The organism is Microbacterium sp. bgisy207 (assembly GCF_965345035.1).
Taxonomy (GTDB): Bacteria; Actinomycetota; Actinomycetes; order Actinomycetales; family Microbacteriaceae; genus Microbacterium.
Window position 1 is genome coordinate 1 of record NZ_CBDRMG010000021.1, and the last position, 13,924, is coordinate 13,924.

The 13,924-nt window shown below is 67.3% G+C and carries 17 protein-coding genes and 1 pseudogene; 4 read left to right on the forward strand and 14 right to left on the reverse strand.

What is annotated here, in order from left to right:
- The first annotated feature begins 14 nt into the window (after window positions 1–14).
- Complete coding sequence (locus tag ACSGC5_RS14500) at window positions 15–533, forward strand: gamma carbonic anhydrase family protein (RefSeq protein WP_228178109.1); 519 nt, start codon at window positions 15–17, stop codon at window positions 531–533.
- Between the two features lie 15 nt (window positions 534–548).
- Here ACSGC5_RS14500 and ACSGC5_RS14505 read toward each other — a convergent pair whose 3' ends face one another.
- The 12 genes from ACSGC5_RS14505 to ACSGC5_RS14560 form a co-directional block, all read right to left on the reverse strand.
- Window positions 549–1,244, reverse strand: coding sequence for an alpha/beta fold hydrolase (locus ACSGC5_RS14505; protein ID WP_195691666.1), 696 nt, complete (start codon window positions 1,242–1,244; stop codon window positions 549–551).
- A complete protein-coding gene (gene atzF / locus ACSGC5_RS14510) occupies window positions 1,234–3,000 on the reverse strand; it encodes an allophanate hydrolase (RefSeq protein WP_286932984.1) in 1,767 nt (588 codons plus the stop codon). The genes ACSGC5_RS14505 and atzF overlap by 11 nt, the downstream gene beginning before the upstream one ends.
- On the reverse strand, window positions 2,997–3,701 hold the full coding sequence (gene biuH, locus ACSGC5_RS14515) for a biuret amidohydrolase (RefSeq protein ID WP_228178108.1): 705 nt from the start codon (window positions 3,699–3,701) through the stop codon (window positions 2,997–2,999). The genes atzF and biuH (ACSGC5_RS14515) overlap by 4 nt, the downstream gene beginning before the upstream one ends.
- On the reverse strand, window positions 3,698–4,717 hold the full coding sequence (locus ACSGC5_RS14520) for a ring-opening amidohydrolase (protein ID WP_195691667.1): 1,020 nt from the start codon (window positions 4,715–4,717) through the stop codon (window positions 3,698–3,700). The genes biuH (ACSGC5_RS14515) and ACSGC5_RS14520 overlap by 4 nt, the downstream gene beginning before the upstream one ends.
- Complete coding sequence (gene biuH, locus ACSGC5_RS14525) at window positions 4,717–5,442, reverse strand: biuret amidohydrolase (RefSeq protein WP_195691668.1); 726 nt, start codon at window positions 5,440–5,442, stop codon at window positions 4,717–4,719. Before biuH (ACSGC5_RS14525) ends, ACSGC5_RS14520 begins: the two co-directional genes overlap by 1 nt.
- A gap of 79 nt (window positions 5,443–5,521) precedes the next feature.
- Window positions 5,522–6,163 carry a GntR family transcriptional regulator gene (locus ACSGC5_RS14530; protein ID WP_195691669.1) on the reverse strand — a complete coding sequence of 214 codons (642 nt, stop codon included), beginning with the start codon at window positions 6,161–6,163 and terminating at the stop codon, window positions 5,522–5,524.
- Between the two features lie 49 nt (window positions 6,164–6,212).
- Window positions 6,213–7,028 carry an ABC transporter ATP-binding protein gene (locus ACSGC5_RS14535; protein ID WP_228178107.1) on the reverse strand — a complete coding sequence of 272 codons (816 nt, stop codon included), beginning with the start codon at window positions 7,026–7,028 and terminating at the stop codon, window positions 6,213–6,215.
- Window positions 7,025–8,437, reverse strand: coding sequence for an amidohydrolase family protein (locus ACSGC5_RS14540; protein WP_195691670.1), 1,413 nt, complete (start codon window positions 8,435–8,437; stop codon window positions 7,025–7,027). Before ACSGC5_RS14540 ends, ACSGC5_RS14535 begins: the two co-directional genes overlap by 4 nt.
- The gene (gene add, locus ACSGC5_RS14545; RefSeq protein WP_228178106.1) at window positions 8,434–9,462 is read right to left on the reverse strand and encodes an adenosine deaminase; all 1,029 of its coding nucleotides are present in this window, start codon (window positions 9,460–9,462) and stop codon (window positions 8,434–8,436) included. Before add ends, ACSGC5_RS14540 begins: the two co-directional genes overlap by 4 nt.
- A 2-nt stretch (window positions 9,463–9,464) precedes the next feature.
- The gene (locus ACSGC5_RS14550) at window positions 9,465–10,256 is read right to left on the reverse strand and encodes an ABC transporter permease (RefSeq protein ID WP_195691672.1); all 792 of its coding nucleotides are present in this window, start codon (window positions 10,254–10,256) and stop codon (window positions 9,465–9,467) included.
- Window positions 10,253–11,035, reverse strand: coding sequence for an ABC transporter permease (locus ACSGC5_RS14555; protein ID WP_195691673.1), 783 nt, complete (start codon window positions 11,033–11,035; stop codon window positions 10,253–10,255). Before ACSGC5_RS14555 ends, ACSGC5_RS14550 begins: the two co-directional genes overlap by 4 nt.
- Complete coding sequence (locus ACSGC5_RS14560) at window positions 11,032–12,078, reverse strand: ABC transporter substrate-binding protein (protein ID WP_195691674.1); 1,047 nt, start codon at window positions 12,076–12,078, stop codon at window positions 11,032–11,034. The genes ACSGC5_RS14555 and ACSGC5_RS14560 overlap by 4 nt, the downstream gene beginning before the upstream one ends.
- Before the next feature lie 114 nt (window positions 12,079–12,192).
- On the opposite strand from ACSGC5_RS14560, the gene ACSGC5_RS14565 reads away from it, so the two are divergent.
- The 3 genes and pseudogenes from ACSGC5_RS14565 to ACSGC5_RS14575 form a co-directional block, all read left to right on the forward strand.
- Window positions 12,193–12,576, forward strand: a complete 384-nt coding sequence (locus ACSGC5_RS14565) for a histidine phosphatase family protein (RefSeq protein ID WP_267189647.1) — start codon at window positions 12,193–12,195, stop codon at window positions 12,574–12,576.
- A gap of 47 nt (window positions 12,577–12,623) precedes the next feature.
- Window positions 12,624–12,983: a histidine phosphatase family protein gene (locus tag ACSGC5_RS14570; protein ID WP_408904883.1), complete on the forward strand. Its 360-nt coding sequence runs from the start codon at window positions 12,624–12,626 to the stop codon at window positions 12,981–12,983.
- A pseudogene (locus tag ACSGC5_RS14575) lies at window positions 12,916–13,077 on the forward strand (gamma carbonic anhydrase family protein); the annotation flags it as partial. The gene ACSGC5_RS14570 and the pseudogene ACSGC5_RS14575, both read left to right, overlap by 68 nt.
- Here ACSGC5_RS14575 and ACSGC5_RS14580 read toward each other — a convergent pair.
- Window positions 13,074–13,391 (reverse strand): hypothetical protein, encoded by a 318-nt coding sequence (locus ACSGC5_RS14580; protein WP_195691675.1) that lies wholly within the window; start codon window positions 13,389–13,391, stop codon window positions 13,074–13,076. The pseudogene ACSGC5_RS14575 and the gene ACSGC5_RS14580 overlap by 4 nt on opposite strands.
- Before the next feature lie 10 nt (window positions 13,392–13,401).
- The coding region (locus ACSGC5_RS14585) for an integrase core domain-containing protein (protein WP_434971307.1) at window positions 13,402–13,924 on the reverse strand (523 nt) is incomplete at its 5' end.

Here is a 13,924-nt window from a genome sequence, read left to right on the forward strand (position 1 = left end):
GCTAGGCTGGCGGAATGCCGGTCATCCTCCCCTTCGACGGGCACGAGCCCGACATCTCCGCCGACGCCTGGGTCGCCCCGAACGCGTCCGTGATCGGCAAGGTGCGCATCGCTGCAGATGCCAACGTCTGGTTCGGCGCGGTGCTGCGCGGCGACATCGACGAGATCGTGCTCGGCGAACGCAGCAACCTCCAAGACAACGCGGTGATCCACACCGAGGCGGGCAACCCGACGATCATCGGCGCCGACGTCAGCATCGGCCACGCCGCCGTCGTGCACGGCTGCGTCGTCGAAGACGGATGCCTCATCGGCATGAACGCGACCGTGCTGAACGGCGCCGTCATCGGCGCGAACTCGCTCGTCGCCGCGGGGGCGGTGGTGCTCGAGGGAACCGTCGTTCCGCCGCGATCGCTCGTCGCGGGCATCCCCGGCAAGGTGCGGCGGGAGCTCACCGACGAGGAGGTCGCCGGGCTGCTCGGCAACTCCGCGCGCTATGTGCCGCGGTCGAAGATCTACCGCGCGGCCGAGGTCTAGAAGACCGCCGCGAGGTCACCACCAGAACCTCGCCCACCCCGAACCTCCGTCATCGATCCCCGGATGCCCGGGCGCATCCAATCCGGCGACCTCGCGCACCAGGGCGGCCAGCCTCGCGGGCTGCTCGTATGTGACGAAGTGCCGGGAGCCTTCGATGGTGCGAGTCTCGTAGCCCAGCCGCCGCAGCTCTCTCGCAACATGGTGCCTGGGCGCAGCCGACCGAGACCCCGTCGTGACCACGCATCGGGGTCCCCCGACCGGTCGACGTCGAGGCTGAAAGCTGCGGAACATGGCGATCTCCTTCGCCGTCGTCGCGTCGACGTCTCCGTGGTCATCGAGCAGGTCGACCGACCACCTCCTGCCATAGAGCGCCTTACCCACCGCTGTCGTCCCGCCACGGCGAAAGGCCTCGGCGGTCGGGGAGAGAAGGTCCGGCACCAGGTTCCCCGCCGCCGGCTCATGGAGGACGAATCCATGGCACGCGGCACCCATGCCCGCGAGCGCGAGACCGAGGGTTGCCCCGCCTGACATCCCCACGATGACCGCGCCCGCCGCATACTCGGCCAGCCACTCGATCTCGTCCTCCAACCGACCGGTCTTCGGGCGACGAAGCGCCCGGAGCTGTGGAATCAAGCGCTTCAGAGGATCCCAGACGGCAGGTGAGGCCGCGACCCCGTGAACCGCGAGGATCGGGACGTCGTCAGCTGGCATCGGCCGCCCTGTTGAGATCATCGGCCGCCGCGGCCATATACGAGCGCCACCCGCCGTACGCGGTGATGTCACGCGCTCCCTCGAGCGCCGTCGGATCGCAGACGAATCCGTGGACGGCGGTGCCGTCGTCGAGCTCGAGCGTGCCGATCGCCAACGGTGCACTCACACCGCGGAGAAAGGACCCGACGGTAGCAGTCGGAAGCCGATAGACCTCGACCTCGATACGAGCGCCTTCTCGTAGATCGGTCACCAGCCCGGGACGTCGCGGCTCGTCGCCGGGGAGCGCGTAGAGCCGGTACCGGGGTGCGGTCATCGTGCGCCGGCTCAGGAGCCCGCCGCGATCGGTGATTTGGTGATGAAGTCCGAACCCCTCGAGATGGGCGCCGACGACGGCGACCTCCATCAGCGAGTCCTGGTCGACCGCATCCGCGAGCGCCGACGCCAGCCCTGCGAGTTCCTGGTCGGCACCGGAAGGCCCATGAAGGGTGACACCGAAGGGGACGTGCGCCGCCGTACTCCCCGCCGGGACCGCGATGGCGCACATGTCGAGCAGGTTGGTAAAGGTCGTGTAGGTACCCAATTGCGCGTTGAGTTCGACGGGGTCAGCGCGCATCTGCTCGACCGTGTAGGTCTTCGTCACCGTGGGAGTGAGCAGAGCATCGACCGAACGGAGGATGTCATCCGCCTCCCGCCGCAACTCCCACACGCGGTGCATACTCGACCAGACCTGTGCGGCCGACATCGCACCGGCGCCCGCCAAGATCTGGCGCACGACCGGGTCGACGTCGTCTCGGTCCTCCTCGAGCGCGACCGAGACGGCGGTCGCGCGCTCAGCAAGCCACGCACCGCCATACAGGTGACGACCTGCCTCGAGAAGCGGGGTGTAGTCGATCTCAACCAGTTCGGCTCCGGCTCGGACGAGGTCGGCACGGACCCGACTCCACGCGTCCTCCTCGCCACGCTCGCCCCATCCGGCGACAACCTCAGGCACGCCCAGGCGGACTCCGGCGAGCGAGACCGAAGCAACCCGGGCGGAAGGAACCGGGAGCGGGCGCGACCAGGGGTCCTGATCATCGAAGCCGGCGATCACCTGAGCCACGATGGCTGCGTCGGCAACCGAGTTCGCCATCACCGAAACGCAATCGAGCGACCGGCACGCCGGCACGACACCGCGAGTGCTGACAAGGCCCACACTCGGCTTGAGACCGACGACCCCGTTCAACGCCGCGGGAACGCGCCCGGACCCCGCGGTATCGGTCGCCAGAGAAAACGCAACCAGGCCCGCCGCAACAGCTACCGCGGATCCTGATGACGACCCGCCGGAGATGAGGGAGCTATCGTGGGCCGAGGAGGGCGTCCCGTAAGGAGAACGGGTACCGTTCAGACCGGTAGCGAACTGGTCCAGGTTGGTCTTGCCGACGAGGATCGCGCCTGCCGCGATCAGGTCGCGAACCACGGGTGCCGACTGCTGGGGGCTGTAGGCGAAAGACGGGCACGCCGCCGTCGTCGCCCACCCCTCGACGTCCATGTTGTCTTTGACCGCGAAGGGGATGCCCCAGAGCGGAAGACGATCGCGATCGGCAGGATCGAGTGCTTCAGCATCTCGGACGAGTCGATCGGAGACCGAGATCCAGACTCCGTCACGTCCTCGCGCATCGATCGCAGCCAGAGTGCGCTCCGCCACATCGCGAGGTGTGCAGGTTCCCCGCCGGTACGCGGAGTGGAGGCGGGCGATCTCCATGCGAGGAGAGATCACCGCGCGGATCCCTTACCGAACGCGTCATCCAGCGCCGACGACTCCGCGACCGCACCGAAAACACCCCCCTGCATGGTGATCATCTTCAGCGCCGCCTCGTAGTTTCCGTGATCGGTGGCGCCTGTGCAGTCACTGAGCAGAAGGCACTCGTAGCCGCGATCGTTCGCCTCCCGCATCGTCGTGTGCACGCAGACGTCGGTTGTGATCCCCGTCAGAATCAGATGAGTGATCCCCCGAGTGCGCAAGATCACGTCGAGATCGGTTCCGTAGAACGCCCCCTTGCCAGGCTTGTCGATGACGATCTCGCCCACGAGAGGTGCCACTTCGGGCACAATCTGCCACCCGGGTTCCCCGCGTACGAGGATGCGTCCTCCCGGTCCTGACGACCCGATCTCGGCACCGATCTGCTGCGAGCGCCAGAGTTTGTTGGGCGGGCAGTCCGAGAGATCCGCCCGATGACCCTCGCGAGTATGGATCACCTGGAGGCCTGCCGCGCGAGCGGAACCGAGGATCCGCGCTGTGGGCGCGAGTCCGCGTCGGGTGAGTGTGAGGTCGTACCCCATGCGGTCGACGTAGCCACCGACCCCGCAGAAGTCCACCTGCCAGTCGATACACAGGAGCGCGGTCGACTGGGCGGAGAACGTTCCGTCGAACGGCCACGCGTACGGTGTGGCCGCTACCGGCCCGAATCTGCTCGTCATCGCCTCGTCTCACCTCCGCCCGTGGGTTCCTGCCACACCACCGTCACCGGACCTCCTCCAGGTGGCCCTTGGTTCTCGGCGCCTCCGGAGACGTAGATCGATGTGCGCCCGAACACCCCCGCTAGAAGGCCTCCTACGGCCGCGCGCGCGTGTCGTGTCGACGAGAGGTCGGTGTCGGTGAGCATCGTGTGCCGTAACCCTCGGATCCGCCCGTCCGGACTCGCCTCGGCCTTCGCGAAGACCTGCACGATGGTGCCGCCGGCGGCTCGGATGCGATCGCGGAGCGCGACGATCTCCTCCACGTCGATCGCGTCGTGCATGACCACCGTCTCAGCGTTCAGCTGTCCGCCGGGGTCGAGTCGAGACCCGAACGCCAGCACGAGGCACCGGTCGAGCTCGATACCGGCGGAAGCCGAAGCGACCGCCGACCAGACAGAAGGATCGCCTGCGAGGCCTTGGTCCGCTTCGACTCCGCCGATCTCTCCGCACGCGAGCGCGACGCCCAGCGAGCTAGCCGCTCGGGATCGCGCCATCGATAGGTAGGGATCATCCGTCACGGCCCCGCCTCTCGCTGACACGATCTGCTCGGTCGTCAGCAAAGGGCATTTCACGAGCACCATGTGGGCGTTGCGTGGATCAAAGCCTCCGTTGCGGCACGCTTCGAGCGTCGCCGCAGCGACCGCGTCGACCTGCTCTCGGCGCCCGAGCCCTTCGACAGATAACCGAGGGGTCTGCGCGAACCCCGCCGCAAGTCGCCCGTTGCCTGATGTCGAACCCTCCGAAACCACGGTGACATGCGGGCTGAGGACTCCCTCAGTGCCGCCCGACATGACGGTCAACGCCGGTTCCGAGAGCCCCTCGGTCCAGGCGCGAGTCGCGAGAGCCCGGCTGAAGTCGTTAACGCCGCCGTTCCCCTCCGTCTTTCCGATGACGGCAAGGACCCTTCGCCCGAACACCCTGTCGACCGGGGCGTCGTCGGGGGCAGCAACCGGCACGACCGTCAGATCGACATACATCAGCGCGTCCGGTCGTCGGCCGGGAGCGATTCCGCACCCAGCGCGGCGAGGACGGAGTCCGATGAAGCGACAGCCGCGAACAAGCCGCCCTGCATCGTGAGGATCTCGATCGTCTGCAAGTGCCGGGCGCGATCGGTCGCGGCCGTGCAATCCGACAGCACGAGTACCTCGAACCCGCGATCGTTGGCCTCCCTGATTGTGGTCGACACGCAGACATCGGTGGTCAACCCCGTAATCAGCAGATCGGTAATCCCCGCCATGCGCAGAATGTGCTCGAGGTCGGTGGCGTAGAACGCACCTTTGCCGGGCTTGTCGATGACCGTCTCACCCGCAAGCGGGGCCAACTCGGGGATGATCTCCCACCCAGCCTCGCCTCGAATCAGCACGCGTCCCAGAGGCCCGACGGACCCGATCTCGACCCCCTGACTGGCGGAACGCCACCTCTTGGTGTCGGGCAGATCAGAGAGATCGGGGCGGTGCCCTTCTCGCGTGTGGATCACCGTCAGCCCGAGTTCGCGCGCCCGCCCAAGCACTCTTTGGGTGGGTTCTATCGCCGCACGGGTCAGGCTGATGTCATAGCCCAGCGAATCAATGAATCCACCGCTGCCGCAGAAGTCGACCTGCCAGTCGATGCAGAGCAGAGCCGTGCGCGTGAGATCGAGTTGACCGTGCCACGGCCAGGCATAGGGATCCGCCTGGATCGCCTGCGGTGTTGTCGTGGTCACTATGACTCCCTTGCTCACCTCGATCGTATACGACCTACCGGAGAGGGCCGGCGTCGGAGTGTTACCGCCGTGTTAAACCTCAGCGACGGATGAGCTCGTCGAAGAACGCAAGGTCGCCGAGGACGTGCTCGCGCATGAGATGAGCCGCGGCCTCCTCGCCGCCGAGAATCGACGCGCAGATGTCGCGATGCTCATCCCACGACCCGGCAGCGCGCGCAGCCAGCTCCGCTCCGAATATCCAACTGAGGCGGCTGCGCAGCGTCCTCAGCATCTCGACGAGTTCTCGATTTCCGGAAGCAATCGCCACCGTGTCGTGGAATCGCTCCACCAGCTCCGAATGGCGCTCGGGTTCGGTCACCGGGTCGAGGGTGCTGCCCTCTTCTGTAAGAGATCGAAGTTCGCGTGCCATCGCCCCTCCGTGGGCAGCCGCGGCAAGCCGCGCCGCCATCGCCTCGAGTTCGGCGCGGATCGCGATGAGCTCGCGGGTGCCCGATGACTCGGGCTGGGCGACTATTGCACCCTTGTATTTGCGCAACTCGAGAAAGCGCTGCTGCTCCAGCACCTGAAAGGCCTCGCGCACGGGTACTCGGGAGACGTCGAAATCGGAAGCAATCTCCTCCTCGCGAAGCCGGCTGCCGGGAACGTACGAGCCATCGATGATCCGTCCCCGGATCGCGGCGGCAATCACGTCGCGCAGGGGAAGCCCAGCACGAGAAGCCATGCTCCTCACTCTAGGGACCAACCCCGCCAGATGCCGAGTTCCGGTCGCCTCAGCTGGATGCTCCCCCGCTTGCGGACGATTCCGCCTCCGTCGCGTCCAGTCGCGCGTTCAGCCCGTCGACGATGCGATGCAAGCGATCATCCCGCAGCAGATCCGGCTCACGGGGTCGCTCGAACCCCACTTCGACGACATCGGCGACCTGCGCCGGTCTGGCGCTCAGCACGACGACTCGGTCGGCGAGGAACACCGCCTCCTCGACGCTGTGCGTGACGAGGAGCGTCGTGATGCGCAACCGCGTCCACACCGCCTGCAGCTCCACATTGAGTCGTCGTCGCGTCACCGCGTCGAGCGCTCCGAACGGCTCGTCCAGAAGCAGAACGGAGGGATCCAGAGCCAGAGCCCGCGCGATCGAGACTCGTTGACGCATCCCGCCGGAAAGCTGGGACGGGCGCGCATCGGCGAAGCCCCGGAGTCCGACCAAGTCGATCAGATCATCTACCTGGTGCCGATCGACGTCACGGCCCGCGACTCGGAAAGGGAGCTCAATGTTCTTGCGCACCGTCAACCACGGCAGCAGTGCGTGGTCCTGGAACGCGACACCCAGGCGATGATCGCGCGCGAGGACTCGCGGATGCTCACCGGCGATCGTCACGGACCCCGAAGTCGGCTCGTCAAGTCCGGCAATCATCCGCAAGATCGTCGACTTCCCCGAGCCCGACGGGCCGATGAGCGCGACGAACTCCCCCTCGGCGATCTCCAGGTCTACCCGCTTGATCGCCTGGACCGACGCTCCGCGCTTCAGCCGGAACGACTTCGAGACCGCCTCGACCCGCACGCTGCGCCCGAGAGGCGCGCCGGCGTTCATCGGCCCACCTGGAGTCGTGCGCGGTCCGCGATGCCGCGGGAACGCTCCGAGGCCTCCCGCACCAGGGCCGCGAGGTCGCCGTCAGCGCCAAGGAAGGTAGGAACGCCGCGTTCGACGACGACCCGACCGTCGACTATCACGGTACGTACCGCGACCGTGGGTTGCAAGAATACGAGCGCCGCGTACAAGTCGGCCGCGGGCGTCATCCGCGGCTCCTCCAGATCAAGGATGACGAGGTCGGCGCGCTTGCCGACCTCGATCGATCCGATCAGGTCATCCATACCCAGAACCCGCGCTCCCTCGATCGTTGCCATTTCCACGACCCGCTGCGGACTGATCGCCCCCGGGTCACGACTCACCGCGCGGTGCAGGAGCGCCAGGAGCTTCATCGAACCGAAGAGATCGACCGCATCCGAGCAGTTCGCATCGTCCGTGCCGATCCCCATCGGGATGCCCGCCCGGAGCATTCGCGGAACCGGCGCGACCCCGGCGCCTAGAAAGGCGTTGCTCGCCGGCTGCGTCGATACCCGGGTGCCCGATTCTGCGAGCAACCGGATCTCACGATCGGAGACGTCGATGCAGTGCGCCGCGAGCAACCTCTCATCGAGCGCACCGACGCTGTCGAGATACTCGACCGCGCCCATCATGTGCTGCACGCGCTCCCGCTCGTCCTCGGCGACGTGCATCGTCCACATGGTTCCGCGCTCGCGCGCGATCTGTCGGCTCCGCTGCAGGGCGCGTCGGGAGACGATTCCGGGGATCGCCGGCGACGGCCACACTCGGATCCGACCCTCACCGGCCCTGTCGTACCTCCGCACGATCTCATCGAGGTCGGCCAAGACGCGATCGGTGTCGACGAAGATGTCGCTGTCCGGAACGTCCGGGGCCTTCGCACGGACCGCGCCGAGATAATCCTCGAAACCCGGCGCAGGCTGGTCGGCGAACATGCGAGCGTATACAGCGCGGATGCCGCTCTCGACGAGGGCCTCGACAGTGCTCGCCGCGGTGGAGACCATGGAACGCGTTCCAGCATCCTCGTTGTCAACGATCGTCGTCACACCGTTCATCAACGCCTCCGTCGCGAACAGCAAGGTCGCGCACCGGATGTCGTCGTTCTCGTACACGCTCAGGCCCGGGTACAGCACGTTGTAGAGCCACTCGTAGAGTGGCCGATCGTGGGAGTAGCCGCCGCGAAGCAGGATCTGCGGCACATGGGTGTGCGCGTTCACGAGTCCCGGGATCACCGCGCGCCCCGCCGCCTCGATCACCCGCGAGCCGACGGGAATCTCGACGTTCGATCCCACTGCGACGATCTCGCCGTCCTCGACCAACACGGTCGCCCGCTCGAGGTCGCGGCGCTCATCGTCCATCGTCAGCACTCGCGCGTCAACGATCGCCACCGCGCTCATGCCCGCGCCTCCTCGCCGGCTGCCACCGCATCGAGCTCCGCGAGCAGCGCGCTACGACGGTCATCGTCGCAGAAGGCCGACTCGATCGATGTTCGCGCGATGGCGAGAAGGTCATCGCGCTGCCAGCCGAACGCCCGCGCGGTCGCGGCGTACTCCTGGTCGAGAATCGATCCCAGGGCAGTGCCGTCGTCGGTGTTGAGGCTGATCCGCACCCCGGCTTGCCGCAACTCCTCGACTGGATGCGCGGCCCGGCTCTCGGTAAATCCAAGAGCGACGTTCGACCCCGGGCAGATGCCGAGCGGGATGCCTCGGTCGGCGATCTCGGCGACCAGCGCCGGTTCCTCGATCGCGCGGAAGCCGTGATCGATACGATCGGCCATCAGGAGGTCGATCGCATCGCGGACACCCTCGGGACCACTGGACTCCCCTGCGTGAACGGTCCGGTAAATGCCACGGGATGCCGCGCGGCGGAAAGTGTCGGCGAACCTTGCGGACACACGCCCGGCAACCGCTTCGTCGCCGTCGATCGACAGGGCGACCACCCGCGGATGGTCCCGCTCCAGCATCCAATCCAGCAGTTCATCGGCCTCAGCGGCGGATTGCTGGCGCAACAAGCTCAGGCACAGGCCAGTCGACGGGAGTCCGTCCTGTTCCGCCTCTCGCCATCCGGCGTCGAGGGCGTCGACGAGTCCCGCGATATTTCCGCGCCAGGCCTCCCAGTGGGTCGGGTTGATGATCACGTCGGTGTAGCGGATGCCGCTGGCCGCCTGCCTCTGGGCGAACCGATAGGCGACGGATGCCGCGTCGTCGGCGGTCCTGACCAGCGACGCACCCCAGTCGAGGAACTGGAGAAATTCGGTGAGTCCGTCGAAATCGAAGAGCTGCTCGGCCGGTCGGCGAAGGGGCACCCCGTACTTGCCGGCCAGTCGCATCAGCTCCTCCCGGTCGATGCATCCGTCCAGGTGCACGTGGACCTCGGCTTTGGGTACCGTCCGTACCCAAGCCTCGTCGATGTTGTCGTTCACGATCATCCCTTCCCATTACTGCCGTCGTGATAAGCCGCTTCGAGCCACCGCGTCACGGCCGAAGCCAGCCCGAAGAATGCGAGAGAGAGCACTGTGGCGACGATGGCGGCACCCCAGGATCGCGACATGTCGTAGGAGACCCGCGACACCACGAAGAGCTGCCCGAGACCCGACGACCCGACGACGAACTCGGCGAGCAGCACCCCGACCACCGACCCGACCGCAGAGAGCCGGAACGCCTCCAAGAGCGAAGGGACCGCGGCCGGGAGATCGAGCCGCCGGAACCTCGTCCATCTCGAGGCTCCCAGCACCGTCAGCAGGTCCTGCTTGCTGCGCGAGGCGGAGGCCAGACCGCGCGACACCAGGACGAACGCTGGAAAATACGCGACCAGTGTGGCGACGACCAGCACGGTCGGCGTTCCGTAACCGACAATCCGCGCGAAGATCGGAACCATCGCCACCATGGGAACAGCGCGGACGATCAGCACCGCGGGCCGCACCGCCGCACGCACGACTCCTGAGAGATGGGCCGCGATGGCGAGTCCGATGCCAAGCAGTTGTCCCAGGACGAGACCCGTCGCGGCCAGCCCGGCGCTCACCGTGAGGTCGGGAAGATACGCATCCGGATGTCCGACCAGGTCGGCGAGAACACTCGCCGGGGAGGGCATGACGACCCGGTTGACCTGCCCGATCACGACCCACAGCGCCCACGCGGCGACGATCGCCACGACCGCCACGTTGTCCCAGGCGAACCGGGCGACCGCTCGCCCGATAGCCGTCACGCGCGCGTTCACAGCCCGAACCTCGCCGCGCTCCGCCGGGCGAGTGACGCAGCGCCGCCGTAGACGATGCTGGCGGGCACTGCGGTCAGGACCCCCGCCGCCCACAGCAACGGGATGTCGTAGTTCTGCATCGAGTTGATCAGCAGGGGCCCGATGCCCCGGGCGGAGCCGAACCACTCGCCGATCACCGCCCCCAACAGGGCCGCGGGAATCGCCAGCTGAAGAGCCGCGAACACCGCTGGGAGCGCCGCGGGCGCTTCCAGCTGCGCGAGCACCGCGATCCGCCGGGCACCCAGTACGGCAAACAGGTCCTCCTGCGCCGCCCGTCGGGTCCACAGCGCGGAGCAGATGACGACAAAGGCAGCGAAGTAGGCCGCTGTCGCCGCCAGCGCCGCGGGCACGACGGCGCGGGGCAGAAGGACCATGAGCAGCGGGCCGAGGGCGACGACCGGAACCGCCTCGACGAGAACCGCGAAGCGCTCCGCCGGGCGACGCGTGACCGGCATCAGGCGGGAGAGCACCGCGGTCGCCACCGCGGCGCTGATTCCGATCACGCCGCCGAGAAGCCCCTCCTGGACGGTCACCCCGAGCGCCCCCCACAACCTCGGCGCACGCGCGGGATCGACGATCACCCACAACACGTCGGTGAGGGGTGGCCAGGAGGTGGAGAGGACCCCGGTCCGGCCGATGATCTCCCACGCCGAGGCGAAGAGGAGCACGCCGATCACGATCTCGATGGTCTTTCGGGACCGCGTCGCCGTGCCGACCGGACCGAGGTCCTGCACAGTCATCGGAGCAGGGTTGCCGATCCGCCGAAGACCTCGTCGAGCAGCGATTCGTCAACGTAAGTCGCGACATCAGGAAGATCGGTCATGCCCGCAGCCCGCAGGATCGGGTACATCTTCTGCTCGATGTCCTCCGCCGAGATCCGCAACAGACCCGACTCCGCGGTGAGATCGCTCGTCGTCATCGGGATCTGATTGATGTTCTCCTTGATCTGCTGGCTCAGCGAGAGTCCCAGGTCGGCTCCCCACACGTCGACCGCGAGCTGCGCGGCCACTTCGGGGTCGTCGGCGTTCTTCTCCCAGCCCTTCACGGTAGCCCGCAACCAGGCGACAACCAGGTCGCGGTTCTCTTCCAGGTAGGTGCGGTCGACGAAGATCATGTTGGAGTAGACATCCAGACCCAGGTCCTGCCACGACACGCTGGTGTAGTCCACACCCTGCTCTTCGAGGATGAGTCCCTGGTTGGTGGCGAAGGCGGTGATCCCGTCGACGTCTCCGTTCACGAGCGCTTGCACGTCGTAGCCGATCGGCACGAACTCGTAATCCGGCTCTAGCCCGTTGATGGTGAAGATGGCATCCAGTTCACGCTGCTGCCCCTGGGGGCTTCCGATGCGCTTGCCGATCATGTCCTCGACCGAGTTGATCGGGTTCTCGGAGAGCGACAGGATTGCCAATGGGCTCTCCTGGTAGACAGCACCGACGAGCACCACGTCGGCTCCCTCCGACACGGCGTCGATGAACGAGGTGAAGTTCGTATCGAGTCCGATCGGTGCGTCACCGGATGCGACGATCTGAACGGTGTTGGAGACGTTGGGGCCGCCCGGCAGCCATTCGGCGACGATGCCCTCCTCCGCGTAGTAGCCCTCGCTCTCGGCGATCCACATTCCGGCGAACTCCACGTTGGTGACCCAGTTCAGCTGTGTCGCCACGACCGGAAGGGACTCTTCCTCGGTCGATGGCTCCGCCGCACAACCGGCGATCGTCAGCATCCCCACCATGGTCGCACCCGCCCAGGCGAGACGCCTATCGCGGTGGCTTGAAGTCTTCATAAGCCTCTCAATTCTCGCGGCAATCATGACGCGATCTCTCGCGTTTTGTATACGATCCATGCTCGCTGGCTGTCGTTGCGCGGGCATGGCCTGAACATTTCCAGCGTGTAAAAGATGCTGCGCCGCCCGCAGGGGCGGGTCACCGGCGCCGTTCCCGGCACTGAAGCGTTCGGCGAGCACCCCGAAGTCAGGCGGTCGCTGCGATCCTCAGGATCACAACGCCGACGATCGACGACCCCCGCGATCCGGGAATTCGCGCGGCGATACCTGGGCGTGCTGCCGTGGCGCCTCGCCCACCGGGCGCGGTTCCTCCTGCTGGTGGCGCCCGTGAGGCTCGTCGTCGTGGGCTCCGGGGCGGTCTGGACCCGTGGTCGGCGTGATCGGTGCCTTCACGTCATGATCGTCGCGTTCATCCGGCATTGTCAGGCCGACTGGAACGCCGAGGGACTCATCCAGGGATCGAGCGACATCCGGCTCAACAACACCGGACACCGATAGGTGGCGGATACCCCGATGACCCTGCGCTCACTGCCGTGGATGCGGTCGTGAACTTCCCGCTCCTGCGCGCCCGCGAGACGGCCCGCATCATCGCGGAAGGGCTGAACACCCCGTTCGGCACCGCGTATCCGAAGCTCGCCGAACGCGACTACGGCGAGCTGGAGGGCACCTCGGCCGCCGCCGCGATCGCGCGCTGGCCCGACCGGGAGTATCCGGGCGCAGCGTCGCTCGACTCCGTCGCTGTGCACGGGGTCGTGGCCCTGACCCGCATCGCCACCGACTTCCCGGCAAGGCGGTGCTCGTGGTCTGCCACGGCACGCGAGGTGGTGGTGCTCGAGGGGCACGATCGTGCCGCCGCAGTCGCTCGTCGCGGGCATCCCGGGCAAGGTGCGCCGCGAGCTCACTGACGAGGAGGTCGCGGGGTTGCTCGGCAACTCCGCGCGCTATGTGCCGCGGTCGAAGGTGTACAAGGCGGCGGAGGGTCAGGACGCCGCGGGTTAGGACACCGCCGCGATCCGCAGGATCACGACGCCGACGACCGGCACCAGCGCGACGACCAGCGCCAGGATCGCGATGCCGCGCGCGAGACCGCGCACGAGGCAGACGATCGAGATCACCAGCGCCGCCAGCACGAGCGCGGCTCCGGCGAGGAACAGCACGATGAATCCACCCGCTCCGCTGCCGCTGCCGTCGAGGGCGGCGGGAACCCCGAGCACGAAGCCGGCGTACATGGCGGCGGTGCCAAGCACGGCGAGCAGGAGGGCGATGCCGGCAGGGACGCGGGTGGGGCTGACGTAGACGTCGCTGTCACTCATGGCGACCACCCTAGGTGTAGCAACCCGTGAGGTTGTGAAGGCGGCAGGTGGGGGTGTGGCCTCCGAGGGCGGTGTGGGGTCGTCGGTGATTGTATTCCTCGAGCCAGTCGGCGTAGGTGGCTGATCTTGCCGCGTTCGAGAGGTAGGTCGATGCGTAGGCCCACTCGGCGGCGAGGGTGCGGTTGAATCTCTCCACTTTCCCGTTCGTCTGTGGCCGGTAGGGGCGGGTGCGGATGTGCCGGACTCCCTCGCCGAGGGCCGCGGCGAAGTCGTGGGAGCGGTAGCAGGAGCCGTTGTCGGTCATGACGGCTTTGACGGTGAGGCCGGCTTCGGCGAAGTGAGCGCGGGCGCGGATCCAGAACCCGGCGGCGGTGTCCTTCTGTTCGTCGTCGAGCTCTTCGGAGTAGGCCAGGCGGGTGCAGTCATCGACCGCGTGGTGCAGGAACGAGTAGCCGGTCCCGGCGCGGCGGTTGCGGCGTCCGGCGTGACGGCCGAGCATCCGGTGGCCGCCACCGTCAGGGATCCGACCCAGT

Coding starts and splice junctions, on each gene's coding strand:
- ACSGC5_RS14530 (WP_195691669.1), bottom strand. CDS start 6,163: ATGGCTTCTCGTGCTGGGCTTCCCCTGCGCGACGTGATTGCCGCCGCG.
- ACSGC5_RS14560 (WP_195691674.1), bottom strand. CDS start 12,078: ATGAAGACTTCAAGCCACCGCGATAGGCGTCTCGCCTGGGCGGGTGCG.
- ACSGC5_RS14565 (WP_267189647.1), top strand. CDS start 12,193: ATGCTGCGCCGCCCGCAGGGGCGGGTCACCGGCGCCGTTCCCGGCACT.
- ACSGC5_RS14505 (WP_195691666.1), bottom strand. CDS start 1,244: ATGCCAGCTGACGACGTCCCGATCCTCGCGGTTCACGGGGTCGCGGCC.
- ACSGC5_RS14580 (WP_195691675.1), bottom strand. CDS start 13,391: ATGAGTGACAGCGACGTCTACGTCAGCCCCACCCGCGTCCCTGCCGGC.
- biuH (WP_228178108.1), bottom strand. CDS start 3,701: ATGACGAGCAGATTCGGGCCGGTAGCGGCCACACCGTACGCGTGGCCG.
- ACSGC5_RS14535 (WP_228178107.1), bottom strand. CDS start 7,028: ATGAACGCCGGCGCGCCTCTCGGGCGCAGCGTGCGGGTCGAGGCGGTC.
- ACSGC5_RS14500 (WP_228178109.1), top strand. CDS start 15: ATGCCGGTCATCCTCCCCTTCGACGGGCACGAGCCCGACATCTCCGCC.
- ACSGC5_RS14540 (WP_195691670.1), bottom strand. CDS start 8,437: ATGAGCGCGGTGGCGATCGTTGACGCGCGAGTGCTGACGATGGACGAT.
- ACSGC5_RS14520 (WP_195691667.1), bottom strand. CDS start 4,717: ATGTATGTCGATCTGACGGTCGTGCCGGTTGCTGCCCCCGACGACGCC.
- ACSGC5_RS14555 (WP_195691673.1), bottom strand. CDS start 11,035: ATGACTGTGCAGGACCTCGGTCCGGTCGGCACGGCGACGCGGTCCCGA.